Annotated in this window: 18 protein-coding genes; 12 read left to right on the top strand and 6 right to left on the bottom strand. The window is 27.3% G+C overall.

Annotated features, from left to right (window positions below):
* Positions 1–233 precede the first annotated feature (233 nt).
* Both CKL_RS13905 and CKL_RS13900 read left to right on the top strand, forming a co-directional pair.
* On the top strand, positions 234–1,577 hold the full coding sequence (locus tag CKL_RS13905; protein ID WP_012103182.1) for a hemolysin family protein: 1,344 nt from the start codon (positions 234–236) through the stop codon (positions 1,575–1,577).
* A gap of 167 nt (positions 1,578–1,744) precedes the next feature.
* Positions 1,745–2,929: an SAM-dependent methyltransferase gene (locus CKL_RS13900; protein ID WP_012103181.1), complete on the top strand. Its 1,185-nt coding sequence runs from the start codon at positions 1,745–1,747 to the stop codon at positions 2,927–2,929.
* Between the two features lie 70 nt (positions 2,930–2,999).
* On the opposite strand, the gene CKL_RS13895 is transcribed toward CKL_RS13900, so the two are convergent.
* Positions 3,000–3,851 carry an MBL fold metallo-hydrolase gene (locus CKL_RS13895; RefSeq protein ID WP_012103180.1) on the bottom strand — a complete coding sequence of 284 codons (852 nt, stop codon included), beginning with the start codon at positions 3,849–3,851 and terminating at the stop codon, positions 3,000–3,002.
* A 225-nt stretch (positions 3,852–4,076) separates the two neighbouring features.
* On the opposite strand from CKL_RS13895, the gene CKL_RS13890 reads away from it, so the two are divergent.
* Both CKL_RS13890 and CKL_RS13885 read left to right on the top strand, forming a co-directional pair.
* The gene (locus CKL_RS13890) at positions 4,077–4,691 is read left to right on the top strand and encodes an IDEAL domain-containing protein (protein WP_012103179.1); all 615 of its coding nucleotides are present in this window, start codon (positions 4,077–4,079) and stop codon (positions 4,689–4,691) included.
* Between the two features lie 97 nt (positions 4,692–4,788).
* Complete coding sequence (locus CKL_RS13885) at positions 4,789–5,376, top strand: hypothetical protein (protein WP_012620789.1); 588 nt, start codon at positions 4,789–4,791, stop codon at positions 5,374–5,376.
* Between the two features lie 600 nt (positions 5,377–5,976).
* On the opposite strand, the gene CKL_RS21740 is transcribed toward CKL_RS13885, so the two are convergent.
* Positions 5,977–6,426 carry a CBO0543 family protein gene (locus tag CKL_RS21740; protein WP_012103176.1) on the bottom strand — a complete coding sequence of 150 codons (450 nt, stop codon included), beginning with the start codon at positions 6,424–6,426 and terminating at the stop codon, positions 5,977–5,979.
* A gap of 206 nt (positions 6,427–6,632) precedes the next feature.
* On the opposite strand from CKL_RS21740, the gene CKL_RS13870 reads away from it, so the two are divergent.
* Positions 6,633–7,553, top strand: a complete 921-nt coding sequence (locus CKL_RS13870; protein ID WP_012103175.1) for a GH25 family lysozyme — start codon at positions 6,633–6,635, stop codon at positions 7,551–7,553.
* 127 nt (positions 7,554–7,680) lie between these two features.
* On the opposite strand, the gene CKL_RS13865 is transcribed toward CKL_RS13870, so the two are convergent.
* The gene (locus CKL_RS13865; protein WP_012103174.1) at positions 7,681–8,073 is read right to left on the bottom strand and encodes a helix-turn-helix domain-containing protein; all 393 of its coding nucleotides are present in this window, start codon (positions 8,071–8,073) and stop codon (positions 7,681–7,683) included.
* A 171-nt stretch (positions 8,074–8,244) separates the two neighbouring features.
* On the opposite strand from CKL_RS13865, the gene CKL_RS13860 reads away from it, so the two are divergent.
* Positions 8,245–8,709, top strand: coding sequence for an ASCH domain-containing protein (locus CKL_RS13860; protein WP_049759126.1), 465 nt, complete (start codon positions 8,245–8,247; stop codon positions 8,707–8,709).
* A gap of 439 nt (positions 8,710–9,148) precedes the next feature.
* Here CKL_RS13860 and CKL_RS13855 read toward each other — a convergent pair whose 3' ends face one another.
* Entirely contained in the window at positions 9,149–9,658 is a 510-nt protein-coding gene (locus CKL_RS13855; protein WP_012103171.1) for a flavin reductase, read from the bottom strand.
* 174 nt (positions 9,659–9,832) lie between these two features.
* Here CKL_RS13855 and CKL_RS13850 point away from each other — a divergent pair, with 174 nt between their 5' ends.
* Positions 9,833–10,282: a flavodoxin family protein gene (locus tag CKL_RS13850; RefSeq protein ID WP_012103170.1), complete on the top strand. Its 450-nt coding sequence runs from the start codon at positions 9,833–9,835 to the stop codon at positions 10,280–10,282.
* A gap of 254 nt (positions 10,283–10,536) precedes the next feature.
* Here the strand turns inward: CKL_RS13850 and CKL_RS13845 are convergent, their stop codons facing one another.
* A complete protein-coding gene (locus CKL_RS13845; RefSeq protein WP_012103169.1) occupies positions 10,537–10,761 on the bottom strand; it encodes a hypothetical protein in 225 nt (74 codons plus the stop codon).
* A 152-nt stretch (positions 10,762–10,913) separates the two neighbouring features.
* Entirely contained in the window at positions 10,914–11,468 is a 555-nt protein-coding gene (locus CKL_RS13840; RefSeq protein ID WP_012103168.1) for a helix-turn-helix domain-containing protein, read from the bottom strand.
* 121 nt (positions 11,469–11,589) lie between these two features.
* Between CKL_RS13840 and CKL_RS13835 the strand changes: the two genes are divergently transcribed.
* The 5 genes from CKL_RS13835 to CKL_RS13820 all read left to right on the top strand — a co-directional run bounded on the left by CKL_RS13835 (position 11,590) and on the right by CKL_RS13820 (position 16,923).
* Positions 11,590–12,309: an AzlC family ABC transporter permease gene (locus CKL_RS13835; RefSeq protein WP_012103167.1), complete on the top strand. Its 720-nt coding sequence runs from the start codon at positions 11,590–11,592 to the stop codon at positions 12,307–12,309.
* Complete coding sequence (locus tag CKL_RS13830) at positions 12,299–12,634, top strand: branched-chain amino acid transporter permease (RefSeq protein WP_012103166.1); 336 nt, start codon at positions 12,299–12,301, stop codon at positions 12,632–12,634. Before CKL_RS13835 ends, CKL_RS13830 begins: the two co-directional genes overlap by 11 nt.
* Positions 12,635–13,349: 715 nt before the next feature.
* Complete coding sequence (locus CKL_RS21365) at positions 13,350–13,874, top strand: signal transduction protein (protein ID WP_012103165.1); 525 nt, start codon at positions 13,350–13,352, stop codon at positions 13,872–13,874.
* Positions 13,822–15,051: a putative bifunctional diguanylate cyclase/phosphodiesterase gene (locus CKL_RS13825; RefSeq protein ID WP_341271442.1), complete on the top strand. Its 1,230-nt coding sequence runs from the start codon at positions 13,822–13,824 to the stop codon at positions 15,049–15,051. Before CKL_RS21365 ends, CKL_RS13825 begins: the two co-directional genes overlap by 53 nt.
* 159 nt (positions 15,052–15,210) lie before the next feature.
* Positions 15,211–16,923: a methyl-accepting chemotaxis protein gene (locus CKL_RS13820; RefSeq protein WP_012103163.1), complete on the top strand. Its 1,713-nt coding sequence runs from the start codon at positions 15,211–15,213 to the stop codon at positions 16,921–16,923.
* Positions 16,924–16,932: the final 9 nt, after the last annotated feature.

Here is a 16,932-nt window from a genome sequence, read left to right as displayed (position 1 = left end):
ATAATATTTATTTATGTAGTAATATTTGTACTTTGTAGGATTGCTAGTAAGGAAGAAGATTCAGAGTAAGAATTATAAATATAAAGAGTTTTGGATTTTTTATCCAGAGCTCTTTTTAATACAAATAATTTTTCTTTTTTAAAACATAGTATATAAGAATAACTTACAGCTTAACAGGCATAATAGAAGAGAAGAATGTATCCTTAATAAATGAAGGGAGTTATACATTATTTATGGGTATGAGCTGGCAGAATAACATAGTATTTGAACTTATTTTAATATTAATACTTACAGTGATTAATGCATTTTTTTCAGCGGTGGAAATGGCAGTAGTTGCTTTAAATAAAAGAAGAGTTTCCTACCTGGCAGAGGAAGGAAATAAGAAGGCACATATAATATTGAATCTATTGGATGACCCTAGTAATTTTTTAGCGACGATACAAGTGGGTATAACTCTCGCAGGATTTTTTGCCAGTGCATATGCAGCTACTACCTTGTCAACAAGATTTGCAGTTTATTTAGATAAGATAAATATTCCATACAGCAGTAAAGTGGCTGTAATTGTTATAACTATATTGTTATCCTATATCACTCTTGTGCTTGGAGAATTATTTCCAAAAAGGATTGCACTACAGCATTCAGAAATAATAGCCATGGCATTCATAAGACCTATTCTATTTATAAGTAAGATTATGACTCCTTTTGTAAAATTGCTTTCAGGTTCTACCAGTTTAATTATGAAATTATTTAATTTAAGTACGGAGAATGTAGAAAATAAGGTATCTGAAGAGGAAATAAGATCCATTATAGAACTTGGACAGGAAAATGGGATTTTTAATCAGTCTGAATTACAGATGATAGAAAGAATATTTGAATTTGATGATAAAGTGGCTAAGGAAGTGATGACTCCAAGGACAGAGGTATTTGGCATAGATATAGATAATGTGTTTTCTCGCAGTGTTAAAGATATAATGGAAGAAAAATATTCTAGAATACCTGTCTATAAAGATGATACAGATAATATAATAGGCATACTGTATATTAAAGACCTATTTGTGGAAATTATGAAGACTTCTATAGATAATATAGATATAAGGCCTCTGCTTAGAACACCTTATTTTGTGCCGGAAAATAAAAATATAGGTGTGCTTTTTAAGGAACTTCAAAATACTAAAAATCATATGGCAATTTTAATTGATGAATATGGTGGGTTTTCAGGTATTGTAACTATAGAAGATTTAATCGAGGAGGTAATGGGTAATATATTTGACGAATATGATGATAATGAACAATATATAAGTAAGCTGGATGAAAATACCTATATGGTTAGTGGACTTCTATCTATATATGAGGTAAATGAGTTTTTAGATTTAGAATTAAAATCAGATAATTCAGATACTATAGGTGGTTTTGTAATGGAGCTTCTGGGAAGTATTCCAAAGGAAGGTGAAGAGAATACTGTAGAGTATGAAAATATAATTTTCAAAGTAGAAAAGATAGATGAAAAAAGAATAGAAGTTTTGAAAATATATATATCTGATAAGAAGAAAAATCAGAAATCAGATGAACAAAATTAAATTTTTATGGCTGTGTAAGATAGAAGTTGTATATAGGTGTATTTTTACAGCATAATTTAATTTTTCTTCAAATTCAAGAGTTTTTGTAAATTGATATAAATTTTCAGATAACTTATCATAAATATATGAGAATTTTTCACGTTCATATTTAGAATAGGAGGGGTAATATGGAGTTAGACAAAGTATTTTTCAAGAAGTTTTTACAAAGTGCTTTTTCAGATACAGTAGAAGTGAAGTACTGGGATGGTATGGAAGATAAATATGGAGATGGAAAAGCAAAATTTAAAATATATATAAATGGACATATTTCTAAAAAAAATATTTTAACGGATCCTTTCCTTGCAATAGGAGAAGCCTATATGAATAATCTAATTGATTTTGAGGGAAATATTAGAGAAATAATAGAATCGGTATATAGGAATAAGGATAGTTTTTTACATAAAGCTGAAATATTTTCAAAAATTTATAAGGTGATTCCAAATAATATTAAAAGAAGTAAAAAAGATGTACAATATCATTATGATTTAGGTGATGATTTTTATAGTCTCTGGCTTGATGAAACCATGACTTATTCCTGTGGATATTTCATGAAAGAAGAGGATTCACTTTACCAGGCTCAAGTAAATAAAGTAAATTATATATTAAAAAAACTTCAATTGAAACCAGGTCAAAAGCTTTTAGATATAGGCTGCGGATGGGGAAATTTAATTATTACAGCTGCACAAAAATATGGAGTAAATGCATTAGGCATAACTTTAAGTAAAAAACAATTTGAAAAGACAAATAAGAAAATACTAGAAAATAATTTGCAGGAAAAAGTTCAAGTGAAATTAGTGGATTATAGAGAATTAGTTAAAGAAAAATATAGCTTTGACAGAATAGTTAGTGTAGGAATGATTGAACATGTGGGGAGACAGAATTTATCTTCTTATATGGAAGATGTAAAGGCTATGTTAAAAGAAGGAGGAATATCACTTCTTCACTGTATTACAGCACAAACAGAAGGAGAAGTAAATCAGTGGATTAAGAAATATATATTTCCAGGAGGTTATATACCCTCTATAAGACAATTAGTAAGTTTAATGGCAGATAACAATTTACATCTCATAGATGTAGAGAGTTTAAGGTTGCATTATTTTAAGACATTAAAATGTTGGGCTGAAAATTTTGAAAATAAGTTAGAGGAAGTTAAGAAAATTAAAGATGATGTTTTTATAAGAATGTGGAGACTTTATCTAAATGCTTGTTCTGCTTCTTTTCATTATGGCGTAATGGATATACACCAGTTTTTATTCACAAAAGGACTTAATAATGATATACCTATGACCAGAGATTATTTATATGAAGATTAATTATATTGAAAAATCAAGGCAAATACCTTGATTTTTTAAATTGGAATGCAAAAGTAAGTTTCATAAGTGATTAAGGAATTGATAGAGAAGAACCAGTAGAATTTACAAAAAAGTTATCACAGGAGTTTTTTAACTTTGAATATGCAGAAGCACCTGTACAATGAGAAGGTCCTAGTATTTTTATATTCATTTTTTTAAATTCCACTACAGTTTTTTCTATTCTATTTTCAGAGGCTTCCATTAAATGGGTTCCACCAATTATTCCAAATATATTTTTATTTGATTTAAATTCAATAGATTTTATCATATTTAATATTCCGGGATGGGAACAGCCTAAAAGTATTAAAAGTCCTTTGGGTGTGTCTATTCCTATACATATCTCATCTTTAAAAGTATCAGTTTCAAAGCTTTCATTTGTTTTTACTTTCATATTAGGGTTTAATTTTTCAAAATCATAGTAGGATTTAAAATTTGTAAACACATAAATACCTTTTTCTATTTCTGTTTCATCTAAAGTTATATATTGTACTTTAAAGGAATTTTCTTTTAAAAATTTTTCATCAAAATTTACCCCTATGTAGTGAAGTTTTTTATCATTTTCAGCACTATTTTTATTATAATAATATTTTTTTCCATTTAAGAAAAAATATTCGCTTAATATTATTTTAGGTCTTATAGTAAAATTTTGGGTAAAGCTTTTTAATCCATTACCATGATCGTAATGGGCATGACTTATTATAATATAATTTGTTTTATTCAGATCGATATTCATATTGTGGGCATTTTTTATAAAATTTTCACTTTTACCTGTATCAAATAGTATATTAAATTCTGAAGATTGTATAAAAAATGAAAGTCCATGTTCACATATTAAGTTCTTATTGTCCCCTAGGGAATTTTCTATTAAAGTAATTATTCTCAAGATACCACCTTCTTATATTTAAAATATTATTAACTTAAAGTTTACAAGTAAATTATATAATATAAAAGCACATAAAATAAGCATATGAGTAAAATATTATAGTTTTAAGGGAGTATTTTTTAAACTTTTTTAATATTGTGCATAATCGCAAAAAGTGACTTATTTCGTTTATAATAGAAAAGTATGATTTTAAATATGTATATTACTTAAAAAGGGGATAAATTTATGGATATAAGCGATTTTATTATTTCTAATACAAAGGAACATAATGGATTTAAGTATGGAATAAAACTGGTTCCTAAAAGGGCCATGGATAAGTTTGCAGACAGCATTTTAATTTTAGCTAGAAAAAATATAAATGGACATAGTAAGTATAAAATTTCTTTTAAAAAGAGATGTGGTTTTAAAACCATATTAAATGATTTTGAGCTTGAGGAGAGAGATTTTTCAAATTATATAAAGTTTTTAACAGACTTTAAAACTTCAATTAATAAAAGTGAAAAATTTCAAGTAGAGAACTTTAACACTATAGAATTAACTTTTCTTAATAAAGAAATGATAAAAATATCTGTAGAAAAAAATTCAACTAGATTGTTTTTCAGTATATCAATAGCAGAATTAGAATTTTATATAAGTATGTTAAAGAATATGTATTTAGATAATGCGAGAAATCCATCTATTTATTATATGAATTATGTAATAAATCCTTTAATGAAGAAGGAAAGAGAAAAACTTTATACTGAAATCTTATATACTCTTATAGATGGGGCTTTAGATAATAAAAATAAAGAGTTATTTAGTTCACTTTGTAAAGAATTAAAAAGTGTTAGATTGAAGTAAAATCTAACACTTTTTAATTTTGAAATATTTAATAATGTGATTGTAAATAGGCTTTATGTCTGATAATATTTTAGTAAAATATAATACTTAGAGGAAGATGATATTTTTGAGTAAAAAGTATATGAGGATATGGGCAATTGTATTGTTTATTTTGTTGTGTTTTATAGGTTATGGAGGTTATAGATATTATCATAATGGGATATATAATAAACTTTTAGATAAAGCTGACAGCTACATGAAAAATGGTGAATATAAAAAAGCTGTGGATACTTATGAGGAAGCTCTTAAGTATGAAAATAATGATAATATAAAAAACAATATAAAACAGGCCAGGGAAAAACTAGATGAAACCTTAAAAGCTCAGCTTAAGGATAAAAAAGAAGATAATGTAGATAAGAAAAATACTGAAAATAAAAATAGCAGTTATTCAAATAGTGAGATAGATACTATTACTAAAGAAAAAGCAGTGGAGTTAACAGCTGAATATTATAAAAGTAAAAATGAAAATACTAAATTTGCATTCGATCATGAAGATATACGGAATAACGAAACTTATTATGTTATACAAGTATTTGACAGTATGGAAGATCATTCTGCCACAGCAGGATGGTATTATGTTAATAAGAAAAGTGGTAAAGTATATGAGTGGGATTTAGGAGATAATAAACTTATTCCAATAAATTAATAAATTGCAGTTATTATAACTTAAAGATAAATATGAGACATTTAACTATAATGCTGGAGACTGTGGATGTGTTTATAGAAAAAGAGAATATGACTTTTATTTTTCAGGTTGTGAAATCAATATATGTATATAATGAAAATAAGCACTGATAAGATAGGTGCTTATTTTCTATAATGATTAAGCTAGCTATGTTTGTAAAATGTAAAATACTATTTACTACCAATACCAATCGTCGTAGAAAAATATTAATGGCCAAAGAGGGAAACCACGTCTATGCCTTCTACGCCTACGTCTTCTTCTACGACCTCTTTGTCTATATACGGGGTAAAAGTTATCATTAGAGTCTTCACCATAAGGATCTAGAGTTGCATATTCTTCTTGATCTGATCTAATATAAGGCATTGAGCAGTATGGACAATAAATGGGAGATTCGAAGTCATAGGAATCTTCAATTTCTTCATTGATACTTTTGTCAGAATCATTATTGCTCATAAGGTACCTCCACAAATTCGTTTACAATGATATACTATGAATAAGGTATCAAATTTGTGAATAAAAATAAAAATATATTTCAAAAGTACAATATTTAGTATTTTAGCATCATCTTAATATTTTGAGTTTTTTTAGATATAAATAAAAGTAATAGAGTACAATATAAGAAAATACATAAGAAAAAAATGTATAAAGTATATTCCAGCCTTTAGAATAAAAAACTCTGCCTGTGAACACACCTAAAAATTCTAAAAAAGTAGTAAATAAAATAGTAGATGAAATAATAAAATATGATTTCAATTTTGTATGTCTGATAAAGTACAGCATATATACTCCCATAATGGGATAAAGTCCAATGTCAAAGGGGAGATCTGATATATGCTGACACTCAAAAGGGTATAGATTCCAGTAATCTCTGTTAAATCCCCAAGCATTTATAACTAATGCTATTGAACTTGCAAAGGGAAATGTAATTAACAATAATTCTTTTTCTTTAAAATACAAGAATATTCCGGTTATCCAGGGTATTATAAGCCCTATAGTAATATTTAACAACATAAAAACTATACCTCATCTAATATTTTATATAAATATATTGTGCAGAATTTAAATTATTATGCTGTGAATAATAAAGATATCTTCTGGGATGACTTGTAATGAAATCAATATTACATATTTATATGGAAAATAAACGTTGATTACATGAATTAAGATGTCAAAAATTGATATAGCTAAATATATTAGAGATAAGGAGGGAAATTCTTATGATTAATGGGGTAGATATAAGTAATTTAAATGGCTTAGTCAATATAAATTTAATAAAGAATCAAGGTAATTCTTTTATAATTGCAAAAGCTACTGAAGGAAGTACCTTTATAGATAAATATTACAATTATAATATAAAACAGGCTAAAGACCTGGAACTTGTAGCTGGAGCATATCATTTTGCTAGATTTCAGAACAAGTCAAAGGCAATTGAGGAGGCAGATTTTTTTAAGTCTATTGTTTTGGGAGCCAAACCTGATTTTGTAGTTTTGGATATTGAACAGCAGGTTAGTGGGGATATAACAGAAGTATGTCTGACCTTCTTAGATATAATATCAACTGTTGCACCTGCACTTATTTATTGTAATCCAAGCTATATAAAAGCACATTTAAATAGTAATATAACAAAATATCCTTTATGGATAGCTCATTATGAAGTAAGCAGTCCAAGCACTGTATTATGGGCAGAATATGCTATATGGCAGTATACAGAAAAGGGGGAAATATTGGGAATAAGTGGATACCTTGATTTGAACTATATGTCTGAAGTATTCTATAATAGCTTTGATACAAATCAATCAGTAAAACCAAGTACACTTATAGAACAAATTAAAGCACTTCAATATAACTTGAATATTGATTATAATGCAAAGCTGACTATAGACGGAATAGTGGGTCCGGCTACTATGGCAGCATTGAAAGGGATCCAGGATATCATTATTAAAGGCCATAGGTCTCATTTAGTTTTATGGATTCAACAGAAATTAGAACAATATGGCTATCTAAAGGAAAATTCCTATACCCAAATGTTGTATGATGAAACAACTTTTCAAGCTGTAACTGAACTTCAGAAAAACTGGGGCAGGAGTACAGATGGGGTTTTAAAATTGCAGACCTGGGATATATTTTTAAGTAACTAAGTAAAAAGAGACTCTTAACTAGCTAATTATACTTTAAGGCAAATTATTCTAAGATTTAGGTGGAAAAAGATATCATTTATAGGTAAATTCCACCTGAATCTAGAAATCAACTGATAGTTAAATTTTATTATCCCTTGGTTCTACCTTCATCATCTTTAATAGCTTTTATGATTCTAATTATCTGATTAATATTTTTAGGTGATAAATCTTTAGTCTGTTTAAAAAGTAATTGTAAATCTTCTCTATTCCGTAGTGAATTCCAAAATTCTGATAATTCAGGATTGCTGTTTAGAGAATTAGTTATTTTATCAGCTGAATCACGGATATTGGTTCTTCCTAGTAGATAGTCTATTGAAACATTATAAAATTCAGCTATTTTATTTAATATTTCTGTATCAGGAGTTCTTTTCCCCTGTTCATAAAAGCCATATGCACTTGTTGTAATTTTAAGTTTTTTAGCTATTTCTTTCTGTAAAAGATTTTTTTCATTTCTAAGCTTCTTTAAACGATCACTTAACATTACTAGTCACCACCAACACCTTATTATTTTAATTATACAACAAATAGGTTATTACCATATGTTATACAACAAAAGGTTTAAGAAAGTATTGATACACAACATAAAGTTGTGTATCATAAAAATATAACCGACATAATGTTGGAAAGTTACATATTTCAAATTATGTTTTAAATAAATTATTTAGAAAATTGGGGAGGGGATCTCATAAAAGTATTAACAATTAATCAGCCTTGGGCAAGTCTTATAGTTCTTGGTGAAAAGAAAATTGAAACAAGATCCTGGAGTACTAAATACCGTGGAGCGTTATTAATACATGCAGGAAGTACTATAAACGGAAGTGTCTGCTTATTATATCCATTTAAGAAAGTATTGGACAAATACTTTCAACGGCTCATAGATATGCCTACTGGGGTCATTATAGCTAAATGCAATTTATTGGATTGTATGAAGATTTTAAATGAAGATGGACTAACTGCCAAACTAGAAAATAACTCTATAGTTAAAAATAATGAATATAATTTTGGAGATTATACTCCAGGCAGATACGCATGGATCTTAACGGACATAGAAGTACTTAAGAAACCAATATCTACAAAGGGAAAATTAGGTGTGTGGGACTATGATGGTTTTCGTTAATATTACATATTTTAATTATTATCAAATAAATCAATATATTTTTATAAAATTATTAAAAAATATATTGATTTATTAATCAAATGGTAGTAATATATAAAATATAATTCATATAAATAAGCTCATTAAAATTCCAATCTCTCATAAACAATATGTATTTTTAGCATTAACTGTTTAATAAGGAGAAAAGGCACTTATAATTTTATAGTGCCTTATTTTTTTATGTAATTTTTCATTTAAAATATAAAAACTTATGTTAAAGCTTGAAAATAAATAGGGGGATTTGCTGCCCCCATATTTGATTAATTATTCAAATTGAAAGATAAAAATATTAATACAAAGACTTTTAATACGAGGAAAGTTTTACATAAGTAGGATATGCAAAATTATTTTTATTATACATGGAAATTTAAACAATTTGCAGTGGCAAGTAGAACAAAAATTATTTTTCAATAAGAATTTTTTCTATTTCAGAGATATATAAAGTATGATAATCCTTATTAGGATAGAGTTTTTCGTCTAATTCAGTATGGATGAAATGTTCAGAACTGAAATCTTGAGTATATAATTTTCCACATATAATTACAAGGTTTGCTTCTTCAATATAAGGGGTATTATCCTCATGGTTAATGCTTAAATTAGAATTTGAAATTTTATCTTCATCTCTACCGGAGGTAGTGCCCAGATAATTTAATTGTTTTCTAAATCTATTATCTAAAAAGGATAGGGAAAAGGTACTTGAGTTATCTACAAACTCCTTAGTATAACGTTGGGGTCTTATAACAATATAGGTTACGTTTTTACCAAACATAACACCGAAACCTCCCCAAGCAGCAGTCATAGTATTTACTTTATCATCTTTTTCGGCAGTAATAAGCATCCAATCTTTGCCTATAAGTTGAAATGCATTTTTATTTAGTTCTTCAGGTTTGATTTCATTGAATTTAGACATAAATTATACTCCTTTGAAATAATTTTTTAATTTGTAAATTATGTGTTTTATATTATAACTTAAAAACTTAATAAAATAAAGTGGGGCAGTTCGTTGTTAAAATAATAATTAAGAAGGATTTTTTTGTTCTATATAGAAATTAGATATTAATATAGTAAGGAGGTTATAAAAAATTTGAAAACTTTAATAATATATGAATCCATACATAATGGTAATACTGAAAAAATAGGTAAAGTAATAGGGGAAGTATTAAATGGAGAGATAAGAAAAATAAATGATGTAAATTTAAATGATTTAAATGAATATGACTTGATAGGATTTGGCTCAGGTATATATTATGGTAAATTACATAAAAATATTCTTAATTTTATTGATAACTTAAAAATTATGTCTCATAAAAAAGCATTTGTATTCTCTACAAGTGGACAAGGTAGAATTAAATATAATAAATTGGTGGAACAAAAACTAAAAGAAAAGAACTTCGTAGTTATTGGTAGCTTTACATGTAAAGGCTATGATACTTTCGGCCCATTTAAATTACTTGGGGGAATTGCAAAAGGCAGACCTAATGACAATGATTTTGAAAAAGCTAAAGAGTTTGCACAAAGTCTTTTAAGACTTTAATAGCATGTTCCAGCAGCTAAACAATAGGAGAGACAATTACTCTCCTATTTTATCCGAACGCTAGAATTAGCTAACACTCCCATTTTCTTTAAAGTGTGAGATAAGCGGGTCTACGCGCCTTTATAAGTTCTTCCCCTAAAGGATAACGTATTCTGAGTGTTAAAGACACTAAGAATACTGTTAATAAGGTTCAGATGGAGATAACATTTCCCTATAGCAAACTTCAGCTGAGCCTCTGAATTACCTGATAATTACTATTGTTTTGGGGCTATAGAGTAAAAATAGTTTTTATGTGCCAAATTAGCTGCAGGAGGACTATAAAATTGTGGTGAAGTGGATTTGAGGGAAAATAATATTTCCTCCTGTTCTTTCTGTTGTATTTTAATTAAATTAATATCTTCTTGGATTTTTTCCTGTATTTTTTGAAAGTTTTCCTGATTATTTAAAATTTGTTTTACCATTTTACTAGTATCAGACATTTTATCGCCTCCGTTAATTTTAATTGTTATAACATAAGCTTAGTATATGTAATTATAATAAATAATATAGTTATGAGCTAATATATGGAGGGATTGACTATCATCTAATTAACTATATAATATTTAAAACAAAACGAATAATTATCAGACATTTAATTAACTCCATAATATAAAAGCATATATGCCCTCAATGGTAATTCACCTTCATTTTTATAGCGATGATATATATTTCCTTTAAAATTAATTGAATCTCCTTTGGATAAAATATAGTTTTTATCGCCAATTTGTAAATTCATTATTCCATTGCAAATCATTATATATTCTTCTATTCCAACAGTGTGACCTTTAGATTCATAGGATGAACCAACCTCTAAAATTTTATAGTATAGTTCTATTTTTTTTATAGGGTCAAAATTAAATAATGAAAACAATTTGAATCCTGATTCATTAATAATAGTTTTAGCATCACTATTATAGACTACAGAAATTGGGGGTTTTTCTTCGTTTATTAAATCTGTGAAAGGAATTTTAAGACCATCGGCTATTTTCCACAATACTGTAATAGTAGGATTTGTAATTCCCCGTTCTATTTCTCCTAACATACTTATGCTCACATTGGTAAGTTTAGAAAGCATTTCTAGGGTAAGCTGCCTTTTTTTTCTTATATTTTTTAAATTTATACCAATTATTGATTTTATATCTTCCATGAATATCTCCTTAGATAGAATTATGCTATATTGTAAAAAAATATTATTTATAATATAATTATATAATAGCATATTTTATTATATTATAACATAATAAATGACGATAAAAGGGGATGCTTATATGAAAAAAGTAATTAAAGCTGCATTTTTGGCCACAATACCAGTTATGTTAGGATATCTTTCAGTAGGTATAGCATTTGGATTATTGTTTGAAAAATCTGGATATAATTTCTGGTGGGCAATTTTTATGAGTATAGCAGTATATGCAGGTTCTATGCAATTTATAGCTATTAATTTGTTAACAAGTGGAATAGGTTTCATACAAATAGCATTGATGACTTTATTTGTAAATATTAGACATGTTTTTTATGGATTATCATTTATAGATAAGTTTAAAGATATGGGAAAGAAAAAAATGTATATGATTTTTTCGCTTACGGATGAAACATATTCTTTATTGTGTTCCGCAAAACCCCCTGAGGGCATTAATAGTAATTGGTTTTTATTTTGTATTGCCTTCTTTAATCAAATATACTGGATAATAGGTACAATTGTTGGATCACTTGCAGGTTCATTGATAAAATTTAATACCAAGGGAATTGATTTCGCAATGACAGCCTTATTTGTGGTAATCTTTATAGAACAATGGCGTACTTATAAAACTCATGCTCCAGCATTAATTGGAATTTGTGCTGCTATTTTTTCAATTTTAATATTTGGCAATAATAATTTAATTCTTCCTTCCATGTTAATTATACTTTTAACCCTTACTATATTTCACAAACAAATAGATGGAAAAAATTTTGAACAGAATGAAGGTGATTTAAATAATGAATATTAACAATGAATATACTATAGTGGCAATATTGATTATGGCAGTTATTACGTTTGGGACAAGATTGATGCCATTTATTTTTTGGGGAAAAGATAAAGTAACACCTAAATATATATTATATATAGGAAATTATTTACCCCCTGCCATTATGGCTATGCTTATAATTTATTGTTTGAGAAATGTTAGTTTACATGCATTCCCTTTTGGGATTCCAGAAGCTATTGGAATTATTACAGTGGCAATCTTACATATATGGAAGCGTAATAATTTAATCAGTATATTGAGTGGAACAATCGTATATATGGTTGCTGTACAAGTTATATTTATATGATTTTAAATAGTAGAGTTTTATATGATTAACTTCTAAATCCAGTGATTTCAGGGCTCAGGTGAAGTTTCTTCCATTTTGAAAAAGATGAGTGGATTTGCCACTTCTAGTTTTCGGGTAAAAATAAATTTATTTTAAGAATTTGTATTAAAGTTGTAACTATTTATAAAAGTGCAGTATATAATATAGTATACAAGATGAAATTAAAGTATGATTTATACTAGTGAGAAACTTTTAGATAAAAGGCTCTGGTTGATTCCAGAGCTTTCGTTTTTATTATGATAATTTTTAGCATGTTAATTAAAGTTTACAAGCCTAGATATAGGATTTATTCAGTATGTTTTAATGACCCTAAATAATATAGCCAATAGTATCTTTTATAAAAACAGTATATTTATACCATAACAATAAGACAAAATAAATATTATGTATAGTTTAATTATAATACATTTTGTAAAAAAATGCAAACATTGTATAATAATTTGTCATTTTGAACTAAAAAATAAATTATTTTGATAATATATTTTATGTTTTTTATAAAAATGTAATATTATAACTAGTAAAATTATGCATATATATTCTAAATAGTACATAATATTTATTTTGTGTCAATTGATATTTTAATAAATGATGGAAATGTAGAATATAGGAAATTTAAGTTACCTTATATAAGCATAATTTAATATTTTAATATTAAGAAAGATAAAAGGATGTCAATATGGATAAACTTAAGAAATATTATTCCCCAAAAATGGAATGTAGTGAAATTTGTAGACGTGCATTAAATGGTGCAGATTATGGTATATGGGAATGGAATATAGATACCGGTAAAATATTCATATCTGAAAATATCAAAAAAATTGTTGAAAATGACTTACTGGGTATAACAACTATGTATGAATTTATTGATAATATAGCTTATGGGAAAGATAAAGCATTAGTAATAAGAGAGCTATATGAATATATTAATGGGAATGAACCATTTTATCAGAGCGCTTTCAGATTGAAAAATAAAAATTTAGCTTGGGTTCTAATTAAAGGTAAAATGTCAAAAAGTGAATCCGAATGTTGTAGATTATTTTCCGGCATAATGTCAGAAATTAGTGAAAATAAATTAAGCGAAAATTGGGATGAAATCATTAAAGTATCTGATAGAGCATTTTTTCTGAAAAAAATAGAGTATTCCTTAAATATGGCCAAGCTACATAATAGCAGGGCAGCAATTATCTATATTAATATTTGATAATTTTAAAAGCTTAAATACTATTTTAGGTCACAATATAGGGAATATAATTTTAATGTTATTTTCTCAATCAATCATTAGAATTCTTGATAAATATGGTGAATTAGGGAAAGTGGGAGAAGATGAATTTGCAATATTAGTTTCTGAGTTTAATACCATAAAGGATGTGAAAAAAATATGTAATAAAATACATAGATGTTTTCAAGAACCTTTTAAAATAATGGATTATAAAATTTACATAGAAGTTAATATAGGAATATCAATTTTTCCTGAGCATGGATCAGAAGGTCATGAATTATTAAAATATTGTTATTTTGCAATGAACAGTTTTAAAGAAAAGGGAAAAAATCCATATGCTTTTTTTGATAAACAAGTATTTGATATTTATTGCAGAAGAATTTTAATAGAAAATGAATTAAAAAATTCCATCTTTAATAATGAATTAGAAGTTTATTATCAACCACAAGTTGATATCTTAAGTAATAAAATTATAGGAGTTGAAGCTCTTTTAAGATGGAATAATAAAAAACTAGGAAGGGTTTCTCCAGAAGAATTCATACCTATTATAGAAAAGAATGGATATATAGTTGAAATAGGAAATTGGGTTTTGGATAAAGTAATATATACAATACATAACTGGAAAGAAAAAGGAATTCAGTTAGATAGTGTTGCTGTAAATATATCTCCTGTTCAATTAAAGAAGAGTGACTTTAAGAATAAGGTATTAGCCTTTTGTACAAAATATGATGTTCCTCCTTCTTTACTCGAATTAGAAATAACAGAGGGGACTTTATTAGAAATGTCTGATAATAGTATAAAAGTATTTAATCAGCTTGTTGAAAGCAATATAAATATTGCCCTTGACGATTTTGGGACAAGGTATTCCTCCTTAAGTTATTTAGTTTCACTGCCTGTAAGTACATTAAAAATAGATAAATTATTTGTAGATAATATACAGTATGAAAAAAATAAGATTTTAATTAGAAGTATAGTTGATTTATCGAAATCTTTAAATTGCAGAATAATCGTGGAAGGTGTGGAGACTAAGGCACAAGTGGATATTCTTAATAATTTAGGCTGTAATATAATTCAAGGTTATTATTTCAGCAAACCTCTTTCACAAAAAGAATTAGAAAATTTACTGATAACTACAAAATTTTGTAGAAATAAATTGTAGTTTTGGACGAGATAACTATTATATATAAAATTTGAAATAGATTATAACAAATTTTAAAAGGAGGATTATATTAATGTCAAGACGAGAAATGTAATTGCAGGGGTAAGTATATGAACTGTTCTTATAAAATTTAAACATGTAAATTGGGGAGGAAATATAATGAACTTTTTAAGAAATCTTAAAATAAAAGTAAAACTAATCGTATCATTTATTATTGTAGCTGTGTTAATAGGGGTAGTTGGTATTATAGGAACGCTTTCTTTAAGAACAATGAATATGAATTCTAAGAGTATGTATAATAACGAACTGCTTGGTACATATATGTTAACAGATATGAATAAAAATTTAATCCAATGTAAAAGTAATATTATAGAACTTATCTATGTAAAAGATGAATCCAGAAAAAATTACTTAAAAAATGATATTGAGACTAATGATAATGAAACTGAAAAATATGTAGTATCTTATGAAAAGCTTTCAATGGATGAAACGCAAAAACAGATATGGAATACATATAAATCACAGTTTAAAACTTATAAATCCTTAAAGGAAAATATTATAGGATTTGTGGATGAAGGAAATTTGGAAAAGGCAGGTGAACAATATAAGCAGTTTCTTCTCACAACAGACTTGATGATTTCCAATCTAGATAAACTTATAACTAAGAATCTTAATCAGGCGAAAGAATTTAATTTAGATACTAATTCAACATATGTAAGGACAAATAAAATTATGATAGTATTAATTATCATAGGATTATTGATCGCTGTGGGCCTTGGCATAGCCATGTCGATTGATGTTATAGGCTCTTTGATGAAAATAAAATTTCTTGCCCAGAGATTGGCTGTATATGATTTTTCTACACCCATAATTATAAAAAAGGGTGGCGAGTTTGCTGATATAGGAGTTGCATTAAATACAGCACAGGGAAATGTGAATCATCTCCTTAGAACTATTATAGAAAATACTCAGGATATGAGCGCATCTAGTGAACAACTTTATGCAACTATAGAAGAGGTGTCTACAAAAATTAGAGATATAGATAATGAAGTAAATAATATATATGGTGGAGTTCAGGAGACAAGTGCTTCTTCAGAAGAGATAACTGCTTCTGTAGAGGAAGTAGATTCTAGTATAAATGAATTATCTGAAAAAGCTACAGAGGGGAGTAATAATGCCAATCAATCCAAACAGAGAGCTATGGAAGTGCAAAAAAATGGTAGAGCGTCCCTTGAAGAAGTGAGAAATCTATATAAAGAAAATAGGGAAAATATGGTACAATCAATTAAAGATGGAAAAGTAGTAGATAACATAAGGGTTATGGCAGACACTATTTTGGGTATATCAGAACAGACAAATTTACTTGCTTTAAATGCAGCTATAGAAGCAGCCAGGGCAGGAGAACAGGGAAGAGGTTTTGCGGTGGTTGCAGAAGAAGTACGAAAACTTGCAGAACAGTCTTCACAGGCAGTAACAGGTATTCAAGATACTATTGTAAAGGTTCAGGAGGCCTTTAAAAATTTATCTGAAAATGGCAATCAAGTATTGAAATTTATAAATGAAAATGTAAATCCTCAGTTTACAGAACTAGAAAATATAGGAAATAAATATTACAATGATTCTGACTTTGTAAATAAGATGTCTGAAGATATAGCATCTATGTCCGAAGAACTTGCAGCTACAATAAATCAGGTAAGTGATGCAGTACAAAATATGGCATCAACCGCCCAGAAATCCAGTGAAAGTATAGAAATGATAAGGGATAGAATAAATGGAACCACAAGAGAAATGGAACAGGTAGCATTAACAGCCCAAAGCCAGTCGGAAGTTACACAAAATCTCAACCAGATAGTACAAAAGTTTAAAATATGATATGGTGTT

Origin of the sequence: Clostridium kluyveri DSM 555, from assembly GCF_000016505.1 — a bacterium.
Classification (GTDB): Bacteria; Bacillota; Clostridia; order Clostridiales; family Clostridiaceae; genus Clostridium_B; species Clostridium_B kluyveri.
Note: the sequence above shows the minus strand (reverse complement) of the source record. Positions and strands in the feature narration are given on the sequence as shown.